Annotated in this window: 14 protein-coding genes; 3 read left to right on the forward strand and 11 right to left on the reverse strand. The window is 50.9% G+C overall.

Annotated features, from left to right (window positions below):
* Positions 1-53: 53 nt before the first annotated feature.
* The gene (locus INP79_RS15300; protein ID WP_194755038.1) at positions 54-1,175 is read right to left on the reverse strand and encodes a cytochrome D1 domain-containing protein; all 1,122 of its coding nucleotides are present in this window, start codon (positions 1,173-1,175) and stop codon (positions 54-56) included.
* 145 nt (positions 1,176-1,320) lie between these two features.
* A complete protein-coding gene (gene ilvA / locus INP79_RS15305) occupies positions 1,321-2,832 on the reverse strand; it encodes a threonine ammonia-lyase, biosynthetic (protein ID WP_194755039.1) in 1,512 nt (503 codons plus the stop codon).
* A gap of 95 nt (positions 2,833-2,927) precedes the next feature.
* Here ilvA and rpiA point away from each other — a divergent pair, with 95 nt between their 5' ends.
* Together rpiA and phoU are read left to right on the forward strand one after the other, a co-directional pair.
* A complete protein-coding gene (rpiA, locus tag INP79_RS15310; protein ID WP_194755108.1) occupies positions 2,928-3,590 on the forward strand; it encodes a ribose-5-phosphate isomerase RpiA in 663 nt (220 codons plus the stop codon).
* Between the two features lie 72 nt (positions 3,591-3,662).
* A complete protein-coding gene (phoU, locus tag INP79_RS15315) occupies positions 3,663-4,367 on the forward strand; it encodes a phosphate signaling complex protein PhoU (RefSeq protein WP_019883784.1) in 705 nt (234 codons plus the stop codon).
* A gap of 67 nt (positions 4,368-4,434) precedes the next feature.
* On the opposite strand, the gene INP79_RS15320 is transcribed toward phoU, so the two are convergent.
* Positions 4,435-4,707, reverse strand: coding sequence for an oxidative damage protection protein (locus tag INP79_RS15320; RefSeq protein ID WP_194755040.1), 273 nt, complete (start codon positions 4,705-4,707; stop codon positions 4,435-4,437).
* A 77-nt stretch (positions 4,708-4,784) separates the two neighbouring features.
* On the opposite strand from INP79_RS15320, the gene INP79_RS15325 reads away from it, so the two are divergent.
* Entirely contained in the window at positions 4,785-5,180 is a 396-nt protein-coding gene (locus INP79_RS15325; RefSeq protein ID WP_194755041.1) for a diacylglycerol kinase, read from the forward strand.
* A gap of 63 nt (positions 5,181-5,243) precedes the next feature.
* On the opposite strand, the gene INP79_RS15330 is transcribed toward INP79_RS15325, so the two are convergent.
* From INP79_RS15330 to rimP, 8 genes are all read right to left on the reverse strand, one after another.
* Positions 5,244-7,271, reverse strand: coding sequence for a TonB-dependent receptor (locus INP79_RS15330; protein ID WP_194755042.1), 2,028 nt, complete (start codon positions 7,269-7,271; stop codon positions 5,244-5,246).
* A gap of 99 nt (positions 7,272-7,370) precedes the next feature.
* Positions 7,371-7,685 carry a hypothetical protein gene (locus INP79_RS15335; RefSeq protein ID WP_194755043.1) on the reverse strand — a complete coding sequence of 105 codons (315 nt, stop codon included), beginning with the start codon at positions 7,683-7,685 and terminating at the stop codon, positions 7,371-7,373.
* Positions 7,686-7,733: 48 nt separating this feature from the next.
* Positions 7,734-8,771: a histone deacetylase gene (locus INP79_RS15340; protein ID WP_228520092.1), complete on the reverse strand. Its 1,038-nt coding sequence runs from the start codon at positions 8,769-8,771 to the stop codon at positions 7,734-7,736.
* Between the two features lie 102 nt (positions 8,772-8,873).
* Positions 8,874-9,773, reverse strand: coding sequence for a tRNA pseudouridine(55) synthase TruB (gene truB, locus INP79_RS15345; protein ID WP_194755044.1), 900 nt, complete (start codon positions 9,771-9,773; stop codon positions 8,874-8,876).
* Between the two features lie 18 nt (positions 9,774-9,791).
* Complete coding sequence (gene rbfA, locus INP79_RS15350) at positions 9,792-10,148, reverse strand: 30S ribosome-binding factor RbfA (RefSeq protein WP_194741153.1); 357 nt, start codon at positions 10,146-10,148, stop codon at positions 9,792-9,794.
* A complete protein-coding gene (gene infB / locus INP79_RS15355; protein WP_194755045.1) occupies positions 10,148-12,844 on the reverse strand; it encodes a translation initiation factor IF-2 in 2,697 nt (898 codons plus the stop codon). The genes rbfA and infB overlap by 1 nt, the downstream gene beginning before the upstream one ends.
* 67 nt (positions 12,845-12,911) lie before the next feature.
* Positions 12,912-14,378 (reverse strand): transcription termination factor NusA, encoded by a 1,467-nt coding sequence (gene nusA / locus INP79_RS15360; protein ID WP_194741151.1) that lies wholly within the window; start codon positions 14,376-14,378, stop codon positions 12,912-12,914.
* 39 nt (positions 14,379-14,417) lie between these two features.
* Positions 14,418-14,906, reverse strand: a complete 489-nt coding sequence (rimP, locus tag INP79_RS15365; protein ID WP_194755046.1) for a ribosome maturation factor RimP — start codon at positions 14,904-14,906, stop codon at positions 14,418-14,420.
* Between the last annotated feature and the right edge of the window lie 517 nt (positions 14,907-15,423).

A 15,423-nucleotide genomic window follows, 5' to 3' on the forward strand; every position in this document is an offset into this window, starting at 1 on the left:
CATTCAAATAAAAAAGCCCGCAACTGCGGGCTTTTTTATTTGCTAAGAATAGCTTATTTGGCACGTTCCAGACTACCCATGGCCTTCGGGAAGGTGACCACGCCCCAAGGCATGTTTTTCACTTCCACCTGGCTGGTCACTTCCAGCTTGTCGGCATCAATCACCAGCACAGCATCAGACTTACCACAGGCCAGCAAGATATTCTTGTTGTCCGGGGTAAAGCTGAAATGCCAGCAACGGTTAGCCGTCGGCACTTCTTTCAGCTTTTCAAAGGATTTAGCATCAAACACTTGCAGCAATTTAGCTTTGTTGGTTGCCACAAAGATGCGCTCACCTTTGCTGTCATAAGCAATGCCATATGGCGTTTCAGCCGTATCCACCGTGCGTACTACATTAAAGTCTTTATCCAGCACCAGGATCTTGTTACCAAACTCCAATGTCGCCAAATAAGTATTACCATCAGGCGACACTTTAATGCCGCGCGGTCTATCGCCATATTCGTGCGTAGGGATGGTTTTAACCAGCTCACCGGTCTCAATGTTATGCACAGTGACCGTGTTATCCGCTTCATTGGTGATCACCAATTGCTTGCCATCCGCAGAGAACTCCAGGCCTTCCGTTTCCGGGCCGCCGGTAATTTCACGAATCTTCTCACCCTTGGTCAAATCAATCACTGCGATTTTGGCTGGAATCTTTTCCTCATCGTCGTCATCGTCATCTTCCGCAGGTTTCTCACCTGGCTTGGGTGGTGGGCCAGCCTTGGCGCTAGGCTCAGACGATACAAACGCAAAGTTGCCACTCACACGCACAAACTCAGGATTTTTACCGACCTCAATTTGCTTAACGACCTCACCCGTGGCGGTATCAATGACGGAAACACTGCCGTTTTCACGTGTAGCTACTACCAATTGCTTACCATCATCGGTCACTGCCAGGCCACGCGGGCCTTGTGCTCTGACATCCAACTGCTTGGTGACTTGCATGGTTGCCAGGTCAATCACGTTCACGCCAGCATCTTGCGTAGACACATAAGCGACACCACCTGCCGCCTCAGTGGCGGGCGCAGCTGCTTCGGCGGCTGGCTCTTCCTGCTTGTTACAGGCCGCCACGCTGGCAACCAAAGCCAACAACAGCAGGCTCATGCGCGTACGACGCGCGAATGATGAATTCAACATTGCATTTATCTCCTGATTTTTTATTAAAGCTTATGGTTGCAGCAAGAATCATACTCGCCGACAAACCGCGGCCCACGACTACTTTTCACATCATCACCGCCAATGTAGGCTGCAAACAGCCACCATATTGGCTATTTATAACCAACTATCCCAAAAACAAGCGATAGGCAGGGTTCTGGCTTTCATCCCAATAGGGGTAACCCAGTTGCTGCAGGAATTGCTCAAATGCCACTTTATCCTCTGGCGGCACCTGCATCCCCACCAGCACACGGCCAAAATCGGCGCCATGATTACGGTAGTGAAACAAGCTGATGTTCCAGTTGTGACCCATGGATTCGAGAAAGTTCATTAAAGCGCCAGGTTTTTCCGGGAACTCAAAGCGATAAACCACCTCGTTTTGCGCTTGTGGCGCGTGACCACCCACCAGATGGCGTAGGTGCAATTTGGCCATTTCATTATCGCTGAGATTCAAGGTTGGCAAGCCTGCAGCTTCAAGCGTGTTGGCAATCTCCGCCGCTTCAGCCGGATTGTGCACAGCCAGGCCGACAAAAATATGCGCCTGCTTGGCATCAGAAAAACGGTAATTAAATTCCGTGATATTCCGGTTACCCAATTGACGGCAAAAGGCTTTGAAAGCGCCCGGCGTTTCCGGAATCGTCACCGCAAACACGGCTTCACGATGCTCACCCAGCTCTGCGCGCTCAGCAATAAAGCGCAGGCGGTCAAAGTTCATATTGGCGCCAGAGGCAACCGCAATCATGGTTTTGCCTTGCAACTGGTGTTTTTCACTGTAGGCTTTCAAGCCGGCCAACGCCAGCGCACCGGCAGGTTCGAGAATGCTGCGCGTGTCTTCAAATACATCTTTAATCGCAGCACACACCTCATCGTTATCGACGACAATCATTTCATCCACATACTGCTGCACCAAAGCAAAGGTATGCTCGCCCACCTGCTTCACCGCAGCACCATCTGCGAACAAGCCCACTTGCTCCAGCATCACGCGCTGACCAAGCTTCACTGACTCGGTCATCGCTTCGGCATCTTGCGCCTCAACACCAATCACTTTGATTTCTGGGCGCACGGCTTTGATGTACGCGGCAATGCCTGCCAGCAAGCCGCCGCCGCCAACGCAGCAGAAAATCGCCTCTATCGGCTCTGGATGATCCTGTACAATTTCCAGCGCAATCGTGCCCTGGCCGGCAATCACGTCCGGGTCATCATAAGGGTGCACAAAGGTCAGGCCTTCGCTTTGCTCCACCTTGAGCGCCTGCGCATAAGCATCAGAATAACTGTCGCCAAACAGCACCACCTCAGCCCCGCGCGAGCGCACCGCATTGACCTTGATAGCCGGGGTCGTGGTTGGCATCACAATCACGGCACGGCAGCCCATTTTTTGCGCACTGAGCGCCACACCTTGCGCATGGTTGCCGGCACTGGCACAAATCACACCACGTGCCAGTGCATCGGGCGGTAAATTGGCCATTTTGTTATAAGCACCACGCAGCTTGAATGAAAACACCGGCTGCATATCTTCACGCTTCAATAACACACGATTTTTAAAGCGCGCAGACAGGTTAGGCATCTCATCCAAAGGTGTGTGTCTGGCTACAGCATAGACTTGGGAGTGTTCGATTTTTTCGCGGTAATTGATGGTCATGAAAGGCGTTAAGATTTTAAAACCGCAGGGTTGCAGTGTATGATAGAGAATTGTTTGTATTATAAAGAATTAATCAAGGATTGAAGCAAATGGCAATGGATAAAGCACAACAAGACGCACTGAAACTGGAAGTCGCGAAGGCCGCGGTCACCTATGTTAAAGACGGCATTATCGGCGTGGGCACCGGCTCAACAGCCAACTTTTTTATTGATGAACTGGCCAAAGTAAAACATAAAATTACCGGCGCGGTGGCCAGCTCAGAAGCAACAGCAGAACGCCTGCGTGGCCACGGCATTGAAGTGTTTGACTTGAACAGTGTCGACAGCCTGGATATTTATGTGGATGGCGCAGACGAGATCACAGAGCACATGCATATGCTTAAAGGCGGTGGCGGTGCATTAACGCGTGAAAAAATCGTGGCAGCAGTGGCCAAATCTTTTATCTGTATCTGTGACGAAAGCAAATTCGTACCAGTATTGGGCAAGTTCCCGCTGCCAGTAGAAGTGTTGCCGATGGCACGTAGCCATGTCGCACGTGAATTGGTGAAACTGGGCGGCCAGCCAAAACTGCGTGATTTCACCACCGATAACGGCAACCTGATCCTGGACGTACACGGCCTGACCATTAGCGACCCGATCGCACTAGAAGCTAAAATCAACGCCATCGTCGGCGTGGTCACCAATGGCCTGTTTGCGGCGCGTCCGGCTAACGTCTTATTGCTGGCTACACCAAACGGCGTCAAAACCCTGACAAAGTAATTGCAAAATTATCATGAAGTTGTCATATTGTGCTGGTAACCTGCACCGGCACAATAATTAGGAAAATTTGTCATGCAATTTGAACATACCTCTAAGCAATATGATGTTGAACTGGAATCAGTACGTGCCAAGGTTCTGGAAATGGGGGGACTGGTTGAGCAGCAGATTGTGAATGCGCTGGAGGCACTCACCAGTGCCGACGTGAATCTGGCCAAGGATGTGATGGAGCGTGACACACGCGTCAATGCACTCGAAGTACAAGTCGACGAAGATTGCAGCCACATCATCGCCCGCAGACAACCTGCTGCACGTGATTTGCGCATGATCATGATGATGGTAAAAACCATCACCGACCTTGAGCGTATTGGCGACGAGGCCACCAAAATTGCCCGTACAGCACAGCGCATCTATGAACAAGACCGCATGTACAAACCCCGTTTTAACGAGATTAAAACCATGGTCGGTATTGTGCGTGAAATGCTGCGCACCTCGCTGGACTCTTTCGCCCGCCTGGACGTGAGCCAGACAGTAGAAGTAGCCAAGCAAGATGAGCAAGTGGACGAGCAGTTCCGCGCCGCCATGCGTCAGCTGATTACGTTTATGCTGGAAGACCCACGCACCATTTCCATGTCACTGGAAGTGCTGTTTGTAGCTAAAGCGATTGAGCGTATTGGCGACCATGCCAAAAACATTTCTGAATACGTCGTCTACATGGTGAAAGGCAAAGATGTGCGCCACACCAGCCTGGAAGACATTCAGCGCGAAACACAATCTTAAGATGGTTGTAAAACAAAAAAGCACTCCCAGGAGTGCTTTTTTTAATCGCGGCTATCAAGCTGATGCATTAAGCGCTGGGCGGCACGTAACCACTTGCGACATCAGCACCATCGCCAAAGAAATATTTTTCAGTCTGTTCAGCCAAATATTTTCTGGCACTAGCATCAGCCAGGCTCAAACGGTTTTCGTTAACCAGCATGGTTTGCTGCTTCAACCAGCCTGCCCAGGCCTCTTTGGACACGTGCATATAAATCTTTTTGCCCAACTCACCCGGGTAAGGCGGGAAATCCATGCCCTCAAGCTCTTTGCCCAGTTTCACACATTGCACCAATCTTGCCATGTTCGTTCCTCACTACACTGCTAAAAGCGCTATCATAGCGCATGTTAAAATCTGATGTCGCATTTTAGAGATAATCCATGCAAAACAATCAATCATCCAGCCACCAGGAAAGCCCATTTAAAGGCAAAACTGGACTCCGCCGTTTAATCAATGCTTTTGGCTACTCCATGGATGGCTTTAAAGCCGCCTACCAACATGAAGATGCCTTCCGCCAGGAGGTCTGGCTGTCGCTGGTATTGATTCCATTGGCGTTTTATCTCGAAGCAGAAGCCTTGCACCGCATCCTGATGGTCGGCAGCGTGCTGTTGGTGATGATTGTCGAGTTACTGAACTCAGCCGTAGAGGCCGTGGTTGACCGCGTGTCTATTGAGCGCCACGCATTAGCCAAACGCGCGAAAGATATTGGTAGCGCAGCCGTGTTGCTAGCATTGATTAACCTAGCAGTCGTTTGGGGCTTGATCCTGCTGGGTTAATATCACCAGTTGCACCAATAAAAAAGGTTGGCAATGCCAACCTTTTTTATTACTCAAAAATCTTTAGAAATCAGCCCGTGCACCGACCAAAATAGACCGCGCCCCTGCTGGCGAAATATCCTTGAGGAAAGACGCGTGTTCGCGAATTTCATCATTAAGCAGGTTATTGGCCTTGGCAAATAACTCGACGTGATATTTCACAGGCAACTTGTACGCAACCAGGGCACTCAGGTTGGTGTAACCGTTGGTTTTCAACTCGTTCTCAGCCACATCGTTTTGCTTAAAGGCATGCAACACATCTACACGCGCATTCCAGCCGCCCAGATGGTAATCCAGGCCACCGCCTAGGCGCAAAGGTGAGATACGCGGGAGATAGTCATTATTGCGCGTGTCTTTGGCATGCACATAGTCCCCACGCAACTTCAGCGCCCACTCATCATTCAAGGCAAACTTACCTTCCAGCTCAAGGCCTTTAAATAGGGCAGGGACAGCCTGAAAGTTTGCAACTGGCAAGCCTGAACCGGGATCGGTTGTCCCTGTATCAAACAAACCTATAAAGTTCTGGAAGCGCGTAGCATAAGCACCCAAGGTAATACTATGTCCATTGGCTTTCCACTTCAGCTGAGCATCAATACCGTTAGACTCTTCTTTTTTGAGATTGGTATTACCCACCTCAAATTGCCCAGTGGCCACATGCTCACCATTGGCATAGAGCTCAAAGTAGCTAGGAGCACGCTCGTTATGTGAAAGATTGGCAGTTACACTCCAGACATCATCAATCGTGTACAAGCCACCCAATGCAAAGCTGTTGGGATTAAAGCGGTTATTAAATGCCTGCGTGAAATTGGCATCAGCACTGGAGTTGACCGTAGTCTCACCAAGGCGCCCACCAAAAGTGATTTTATGTTTATCAATAGGCAACTCTTCGTAAACATATAATGCTTGCGACTGCGTGACAACACTAGGCACAAAGGCCTCCTCACCCAAAGCCTGGAAGCGAGTATTCTGGAACTGATAACCCAGCACACCATTTACCTTGCCTAGTGGCGCATGTGTCGCCTCCAGGCTACCCTCCATGCCACGGTTTTTAAATGTAGTGCCCACAACCCCATCCTCGAGCTCAACGTGCTGATAGTCTGTGTGCGCCATACGCAGCTTGAGCTTTTGCAACGGCCCTTTTAAATCACGCACCTCACCCGCCAGCTCCAGGCGCTTGTTTTGCATGTCGATGCGCACACTGTCTTCGGCCACCGTGCCATAGTTATTATTGGAGTCTGCATAAGACACACCCAGGTAACCGGTATCAAAGGTCCAGGCAGCACCTAATGCACCGCCATTCGCCAGCGCATCGCTATTATTCAACTTGCCATTGCCCTTGCTGTCGCGCGGCGTACCATCAGCCCGGCTTTTACGCTTGGACACGGCATAGCCTGGAATCTCCAGGTTGCTGGTTTCTCGGCTATAGACATCGGCATGTAATGCAAATGTGCCGTTACCGACATCCATCACCGCTGCGCCGTTACGCGTATTATCCGGCCCACCAAAACGCGCTTCTGCCCGGCCGGTATAACCATCCAATGACTCTTTGGGGATACGGTGGTCAATGGCGTTGACCACGCCACCCATGGCGCTACCGCCGTAGAGCAAGGCAGCAGGTCCGCGCACCACGTCAATTTGTTCAATAATCAGTGGGTCTATGCCAACGGCATGGTCAAAACTGAGGGAAGACGCATCCAGTACACCGACGCCGTTTTGCATGATACGGACGCGTTCACCATCCATGCCGCGAATAATCGGGCGTGAAGCATTAGGGCCAAACTGGGTTGAGGTGACGCCAGGAATGCCATTGAGCGTTTCACCCAATGTACCCTGTCGGCGTAAACTTAATTCACGCCCACCAATCACTGACACCGGAACGACCATATCATCCGAGGCTACCCCCAAAGGATTACCCGTCACCGGCACTTGATCAAGATCGATGTTTGAAGTGTTATCTGCAGCGAAGACAGGGGCGGTTAATGCGGCCATCATCGCCAGCCATAGCGGTTTTTGACGCCAGGAATGTGGCGCCATGCTTTTGATCATATTCATTGTTATTTCCAGACACGATAGAGACAGTGCGCGTTGCACTGCACTCAGAATAAATAAGCGCCAGAGATGGCTAATGCCAATCCAGGAGCGCGATTAATATCAGGCGGAAATAATGAAAGGCGGGGCGCGCGCAGAATAAACGGCGACGCAACTTGTAATAACCGCGAACACTGCGGCGATTGGAGGAGTAAACGCGTTGAGCGGAGGCAAACTCCACTTCGGCGCTTGTGTCAGCGCACCTGCAGCATGCGCCAGGCTGATACACAAGGTACAAGGTTCATTGCCTTGTTTTTTGTCGGGCTGAGACTGCTGCGTCAGCTCTTTGATATGACTGATTTCGTGCGTAGCAATGCCGGTTTGCGCAATGGCAAACAGCACCGACAACAGGAAATAGACATAAAAACGCTTTAACATATTGAATATATTAACATATATTTATGACAATCGAATGAATTGCCACCGCTAACGCAACAAAGCCGTAAGAATCGCTTCCACGGCATTGGCATTTTGCACGGGCACATAGCCCCCTTCCAGCATCCACAGCATACGTCCTTGCGCATAAGCATCCGCCAGCTGCTTTATGCGGGTGGCGATGTTGCCATAGCCCGCATCAGAATATTGCAATGCCCCCAAACGATCACCTGCATGTGCATCCAGCCCGGCCGATACCAGGATAAGTTGCGGACGGAATTGCTGCATGGCAGGCACCAGCTGCTGGTCTAATGCGTGCACAAGCACCTGCTCGTTGCTGCCTGGGGGTACGTCCACATTCATCGTGTAGCCGAGCCCGGCACCAATACCCTGCTCAGAAGGACGGCCACTGCCGGGATATAGCGGGTGCTGATGCGCACTAAAATAAAAGACGCTGTTATCTGCCTCAAAAATCTCTTGCGTGCCATTGCCATGATGCACGTCGATATCGACAATTAAAATGCGTTGAATGGCATAACGCTGCTGGGCATAACGCGCAGCAACGGCGATATGGTTGGTCAGGCAAAACCCCATACCGCGATCGCGGGTGGCGTGATGGCCGGGTGGGCGCACCAGGGCAAATGCCAGCGGTGATGGCTGAGACATCACCGCATCGACGCCCGCCATCCCGGCGCCGGAAGCCAGTGTCGCCACGGCCAGCGAGTGCTGCGAAATCACGGTGTCGCCAGTACTCAGTGAGCCGTGCTCACCAGCATGAACACCTGCCTGTTCCGTCTCTAGCAAATCCAGATAAGCGGCACTGTGCACGCGTAATAAATCGGCGCGCGTGGCCGCAGAAAAAGCAGGCCAGCGCAACAAGGGTTGCCACGCAGCACTTTGCTGCAATCGCTCCACAATCGCACGGACGCGTCCCGCTTGTTCAGGATGCTCAGGCCCTGGGTCATGTGCTTCAAAGCGTACGTCATACAGCATGGTGATGGGCGGCTTGCCCAAGAGGACAGGTGCGCCATCCTGCGCAGCAACCTCAGGCACGCATGGCAGGCCAAGCACCAACATGCTCAACATCATGGGAGAAAAACATCGCTGCATGGATCCCGCTCAAATAGGGTGATCCAATGATTGTAGGAACTTGCCGCGACCGTGGCAAGTCAATCAGTTAGATTGGCTTGCTTAGAGGTTGACGACGCGTTTGGGCGCGATGCGGCCATCACGCTGCTGAAAACCGACGCCCAGAAACAGGCCAGCTTCACTATAAATACGCAGTTCGCCTGCCGGAATACTGCCTGACACCCACACCGGATTGCCCTGTTTGAAATAATAGGCAGCATCTTCTTGCAACAAGATTTTAGGTAATGCGGTGATCGCGGTATCGACCGGCAGCAACAAGGCATCACGCTGTTCGACGGTCATCTGCTCCAGTGCTTCAATAGTCACCGTATGCGCAATCTGGTAAGTGGCAGTCGCCGTGCGGCGTAACGCGGTTAAATGCGCGCCAGCCTGCAAGGCTTTACCGATATCCTCGCCCAGGGTGCGGATGTAAGTGCCTTTGCTACAGGTGACTTCAATCTCTGCACTGTTATCCGTACAGCCCAATACTCGCAACGCATAAATAGTCACCTGGCGTGGCTGACGCTCCAGCTCTATGCCATCACGCGCGTATTCATACAAAGGTTTGCCATTCACCTTGAGCGCAGAATACATGGGCGGCACCTGCGTAATTTCACCCATAAACTGCGGCAACACGGCTTCAATACTTTCACGCGTAATATGGCAATCGACCTGGCTGATCACATCGCCTTCTTTATCGCCAGTCGTCGTCGTGACACCAAACTTAACTGTGGCGACATAAGTTTTATTTTCGTCGGTGAGATGCTGGGCAAACTTGGTGGCTTCGCCCAAACAGATTGGCAACACGCCTGTCGCCAATGGGTCCAGCGTGCCGGTATGCCCGGCCTTTTGCGCCTGATATAACCATTTAACCTTTTGCAGGGCCTGGTTGGAGGAGAAGCCATATGGCTTATCGAGCAATAACACGCCGCTCACAGCGCGTTTAATGCGTTTGGTTTGCATGGCGAAAGAAGATAAAAATTAGTCTTGCGGAGGGGTATCGGACAAAGCCTGATTGATCAGCTTGTCCATATGCATGCCGCGGTCTATGGATTCATCATAGACGAAATGCAATTGTGGCACGGTACGGATCATCATGCGCTTGCCCAATTGCGAACGCAGAAAACCAGCGGCTTTTTCCAGCCCGGCCTGCAAGCCCTTGCTGTTTTTTTGCGCCGTATAAAACACCTTGGCGTGTGCCATATCACCAGCGACCTCAACACCAGTCAAGGTCACCATCTGCACACGCGGGTCTTTGACCTCGAACATGAGCAAATCCGCCAGTTCACGGCGCATTTGCTCTGAGACACGGTCGTTTCTTGAAAATGCTTTAGCCATTAGAGTGTACGTGCCACTTCCACGACTTCATAGACTTCCAGGATATCGCCCACTTCAATCTCATTGTAGTTCTTGAGTGACAGGCCGCATTCGAAGTTGTTTTTAACTTCTTTAACGTCATCTTTGAAGCGCTTCAAGGAGTCCAGTTCGCCGGTGTGAATAATCACATTGTTGCGCAGTACGCGTACTTTGGAGTTGCGTTTAACCACACCATCCTGTACGTAACAACCAGCCACAGCGCCGACTTTAGAGATACGGTAAACTTCGCGAATCTCAACGGTACCAATCATTTGCTCTTTTTGCTCTGGTGCCAACATGCCACCCAAAGCCGCCTTGATTTCATCAACCGCTTCGTAAATGATGTTGTAGTAGCGCAAGTCTACATCCAGGTTTTCGACCAGTTTACGGGCACCGGCGTCAGCACGCACGTTAAAGCCGATCAACACCGCTTTAGACGCCGCAGCCAGGTTGACATCAGACTCGCTGATCGCACCCACTGCCGTGTGAATGATATTGACGCGCACTTCGCTGGTAGACAGTTTCTGCAAGCTGGTGGTCAAGGCTTCGAAAGAACCCTGAACATCTGACTTGATAATCAGGTTCAGTGTCTGCACTTCGCCTTCAGCCATTTGCTCAAACATGTTTTCCAGTTTAGCAGCTTGTTGTTTAGCCAGTTTCACATCACGGAACTTGCCTTGACGGAACAGGGCGATTTCACGTGCCTTGCGCTCATCATTCAGCACAATGGTTTCTTCACCGGCGCTAGGCACGTCAGACAAGCCCAAGACTTCTACCGGAATCGAAGGACCGGCTTCTTTAATGTCATTACCGTTTTCGTCCAGCATGGCACGTACACGGCCATAAGCAGTGCCTGCCAGCAACATGTCACCACGGCGCAGTACACCGGATTGCACCAACACGGTAGACACCGGGCCACGGCCTTTATCCAGGCGACCTTCAATCACCAGGCCTTTGGCCGGGGTATTTTGTGGAGAAGTCAGCTCCAGCACCTCTGCTTGCAGCAGCACGGCTTCGAGCAATTCATCAATGCCTTTACCTGTTTTGGCAGACACTTCACGGAACATGGTGTCACCGCCGTACTCTTCCGGCACCACCTCATGTGTAATCAATTCGTTTTTAACGCGCTCTGGCTGTGCTTCCGGCTTATCAATCTTGTTGATCGCCACCACAATAGGCACGTTACCAGCCTTGGCGTGGTGAATCGCTTCAATGGTTTGCGGCATCACGCCGTCATCAGCAGACACCACCAGAATAACAATATCCGTAGCCTTGGCACCACGTGCACGCATGGCGGTAAACGCCTCGTGGCCAGGGGTGTCGAGGAAAGTCACCATACCGCGCGGTGTTTCTACGTGGTAAGCACCGATATGCTGAGTAATGCCACCGGCTTCGCCTGAAGCCACACGGCTGCGGCGGATGTAATCCAGCAAGGATGTTTTACCATGGTCAACGTGACCCATCACCGTCACCACTGGTGGACGTGCTTCCATCACGGCTTCAACCGTTTCGGTCTCTTCCAGGAAGCTTTCCGGGTCGTTAGCCGCGGCAGCTTGCGCTTTATGGCCCATTTCTTCGACCAGAATGATCGCTGTGTCTTGATCCAGAACCTGGTTGATGGTCACCATCATGCCCATTTTCATCAAGGCCTTAATCACTTCCGCCGCCTTGACTGACATCTTATGTGCCAGGTCAGCCACAGAAATGGTTTCAGGCACCATGACTTCTTTGATCAAGGGCTCAGTCGGCGCATTGAATGCATGTTGCTCATCTTTGCTTGATTTGTGGTGTTTACCTTTCGGTGTACGCCAGCCTTGGGCGCCACCAGCAGGGGCATCACCGCGGGTTTTAATACCGCGCTTTTTGTTTTCGTTATCTGTCCAGTCACGGTTATCGGTCTTGGCTTTTTTGTCTTTGCTTTCAGGTTTGTCAGCCACTTTGTTGGCTGGTTTGTGCAATGTACCTTCAGACAACTTGGTCGCAGCCGGCTTGTTTTTAGCTGCTTCGGCCTCAGCCTGGCGTTTTGCTTCTTCCTCAGCACGACGCTGAGTCAATGCCTGCTTACGTTTCACATCTTCAGCCTGCAACGCTGCCAATTTGGCTGCGCGTACTGCTTCATGCTCACGCAAAGCAATTTCCTGTGCAGAAAGCACAGCCGCTTTTTTCGCGACAACAGGGGCCTCAACCACAGGGGCAGGCTCTGCAGCCGGTGCCTCAACAGGTTCAGGTTCTGGCTCAGGCAATACTTCAGCCACCTCTTCAACCACAGGTGCTTCAGCAATGACTTCTTCAACCTCTACGGGCAACTCTTCCAACACCTCAGGCAAGGCACTTTCAGCTTCATCGTAGGCCGCATCGGCTGGCTGCTCATAACCAATTTCCGGGCGCTCCAGCACGCGTTTTTTGCGCACCTCTACCTGAATCGTACGTGCTTTACCTGAACTATCGAGTTTTTTGATCTCGGTGTTTTGTTTGCGAGTTAAGGTGATTTTGTTCTTGGGGGCATTTGCCGCACCATGCTCTTTACGCAAGTAATCCAGCAAGGCAGCCTTGTCACCTTCTTCCAAAAAATCATCCACAGACGTTTTGTTAACGCCTGCGCTTTTCAGTTGCTCGATGAGCAGAGTCGTTGGAAGACCCAGCTCTGCGGCAAATTGTGCGACGGTTGAAAGTGCCATGTACTGCTCCAGTTCAATTACTTTATTTTTTAATTAAGATGTATGCATGATGTCTTAACCGCATAGGTTACTTAAACCAAGGTGCACGCGCGGTCATAATTAACGACTTGGCACGCTCTTCATCTATTCCTGTCAATTCGACCAACTCATCGACGGCCAGCTCAGCCAGATCTTCACTGGTATGGATTTCGCTCGCAGCCAGCTTATGCGCCGTATCTGCGTCCATGCCTTCCAGTGTCATCAAATCGTTGGTGTCTTCTTCGACCTTCTCTTCTTTGGCAATCGCCTCCGTCAGCAACGCAGCACGCGCACGTGAGCGCAGCTCATTGATGGTGTCTTCATCAAAGGCTTCGATTTCAGCCATTTCAGCCAAAGGTACATAAGCGATTTCTTCCAGGGTGCTAAAGCCTTCTTGCACCAGGATGTCAGCCACCTCTTCATCCACATCCAGCTTCTCAATAAACAGCTGGCTGATTTTGGCGTATTCGTCCTGGCTCTTCTGTGCAGCGGCCTCTTCGGTCAGAATATTCAAGTTCCAACCAGTCAGCTCCGATGCCAGGCGCACGTTTTGACCGTTACGGCCAATCGCGACTGCCAATTGCTCTTCGCTCACCACCACGTCCATGCTGTGCGCATCTTCATCGACAACGATAGAGCTTACTTCAGCAGGCGCCAGCGCATTAATCACAAACTGTGCTGGATCCATGCTCCACAAAACGATGTCCACACGCTCGCCACCGAGTTCAGACGTTACCGCCTGTACACGTGAACCACGCATACCCACGCAAGTACCCACTGGGTCTAGGCGCTGGTCATTGGTTTTCACTGCAATTTTAGAACGCAAACCTGGATCACGCGCCGCAGAGCGAATCTCTAATAAACCTTCTTCAATTTCGGGCACTTCCAACTCAAACAAACGTTTGAGGAAATCCGGTGCCACACGTGACAGGATCAGCTGTGGGCCACGGCCACCGCGGTCAACACGGGACAGGTATGCACGCACGCGGTCACCCACGCGCAGGTTTTCCTTCTGGATCATGGCTTCGCGTGGCAACAGGCACTCAATACGACCCACTTCAATGATCGCATTGCCTTTTTCCATACGTTTGATCACGCCAGTGACCAGGCTCTCGCCGCGCGCCAGGAAGTCCTGGATCATTTGTTCACGCTCAGCTTCGCGCACTTTTTGCAAAATGACTTGTTTGGCAGCCTGTGCGCCGATACGGCCAAAGGAGATAGACTCTAAAGGTTCTTCGGCATAATCACCAATTTGTCTGCTAGCAGCACGCTCGTCTTCTTCATCGAATTGGTAAGCAGAGCTTTCCAGCAGGTCGTATTCCACATATTGCCAACGTCTGAAGGTTTTATAGTCACCTGTTTCGCGGTCAATCTCCACGCGAATATCGGCACCTTCTTCATGGTTCTTTTTCGTTGCAGAAGCCAATGCCAGTTCCAAGGCAGTAAAAATCACCTCTTTATCCACATTTTTTTCGTGGGCCAGGGCATCAACCAACAACAATAATTCACGACTCATCGTAATCTCCAACTCACCGTACGGATTAGCTATAACAAATTAATCAAAGACAGGGCTCAAACGAGCCTTATCAATATTATCCAGCGACAATCTATAAACCCAGCCATCGCACTCAACTACTACTTTACCTGCTTCAACCCCTTGCAACATCCCCAAGAAAGTCTTTCTTGGCAGGCTGGTTTTAGTCGCTTTAGGGCCATCGTCCTGAATACCAACGCGCAATTTGATTTGCGCACGCTCACCGGCAAAGCGCACAAAATCTGCTTCTTTACTCAGCACACGATCCAAACCGGCAGACGATACTTCAAGACGGTCATAATCAATATCCAGCTCGACAGTCAATACATTACCGAGCTGATTGCTCACCAACACGCAATCATCAATCGTCACGCTGTCTTTATTGTCTTTCGGTGTCAGTTTGTCGATAAACACGCGCAGCAACTTGCCGCGATTGGAGGTTTCAAAATCAACCAACTCATACCCCAACTGGGTAACCGTCTTTTCAACCACCGAATGCAAATTTTGCATACGCACCCTTAACTAAAAACGTAACGTCCGAAAACAAAAAATGGGCGTAACGCCCATCTATCATTTCGATTATACCAAATTTCCTTTTAAATTCAAAGCCGCAGATACGATACTCCGCAGTCAACATAGCACAGCAAACCATCTGCAAATTAGCAGCCATTCAGCCGCATTTCTTAATAGCCCACTTGGGTCAATGACAGCAGCATGTGACTCTTTTACTATGCATAAAACGAGGGAGAAGACACAAATCAACAACCGCTCTAGCGGTGCAAATAATGAGCAGTCGCAGTACAGATTTCATGGCAGTCTATTTTGATTCTATCTTAATAGACATTGACAACCCGGTGCTTGCACCGGGTTTTTTTCTGCTCAGCGATAAAGAAATAAAGAATTGAGAATGGTGGAATAGCCAATAAAAAACCCAGCACTGTTGTGCTGGGTTTTTAGAATAGGAGCTTGGGGATGACCTACTTTCGCATACGAAGAGTACACTATCATTGGCGCAAGTTCGTTTCAC

This window comes from Methylophilus sp. QUAN, assembly GCF_015354445.1.
Lineage (GTDB): Bacteria > Pseudomonadota > Gammaproteobacteria > Burkholderiales > Methylophilaceae > Methylophilus.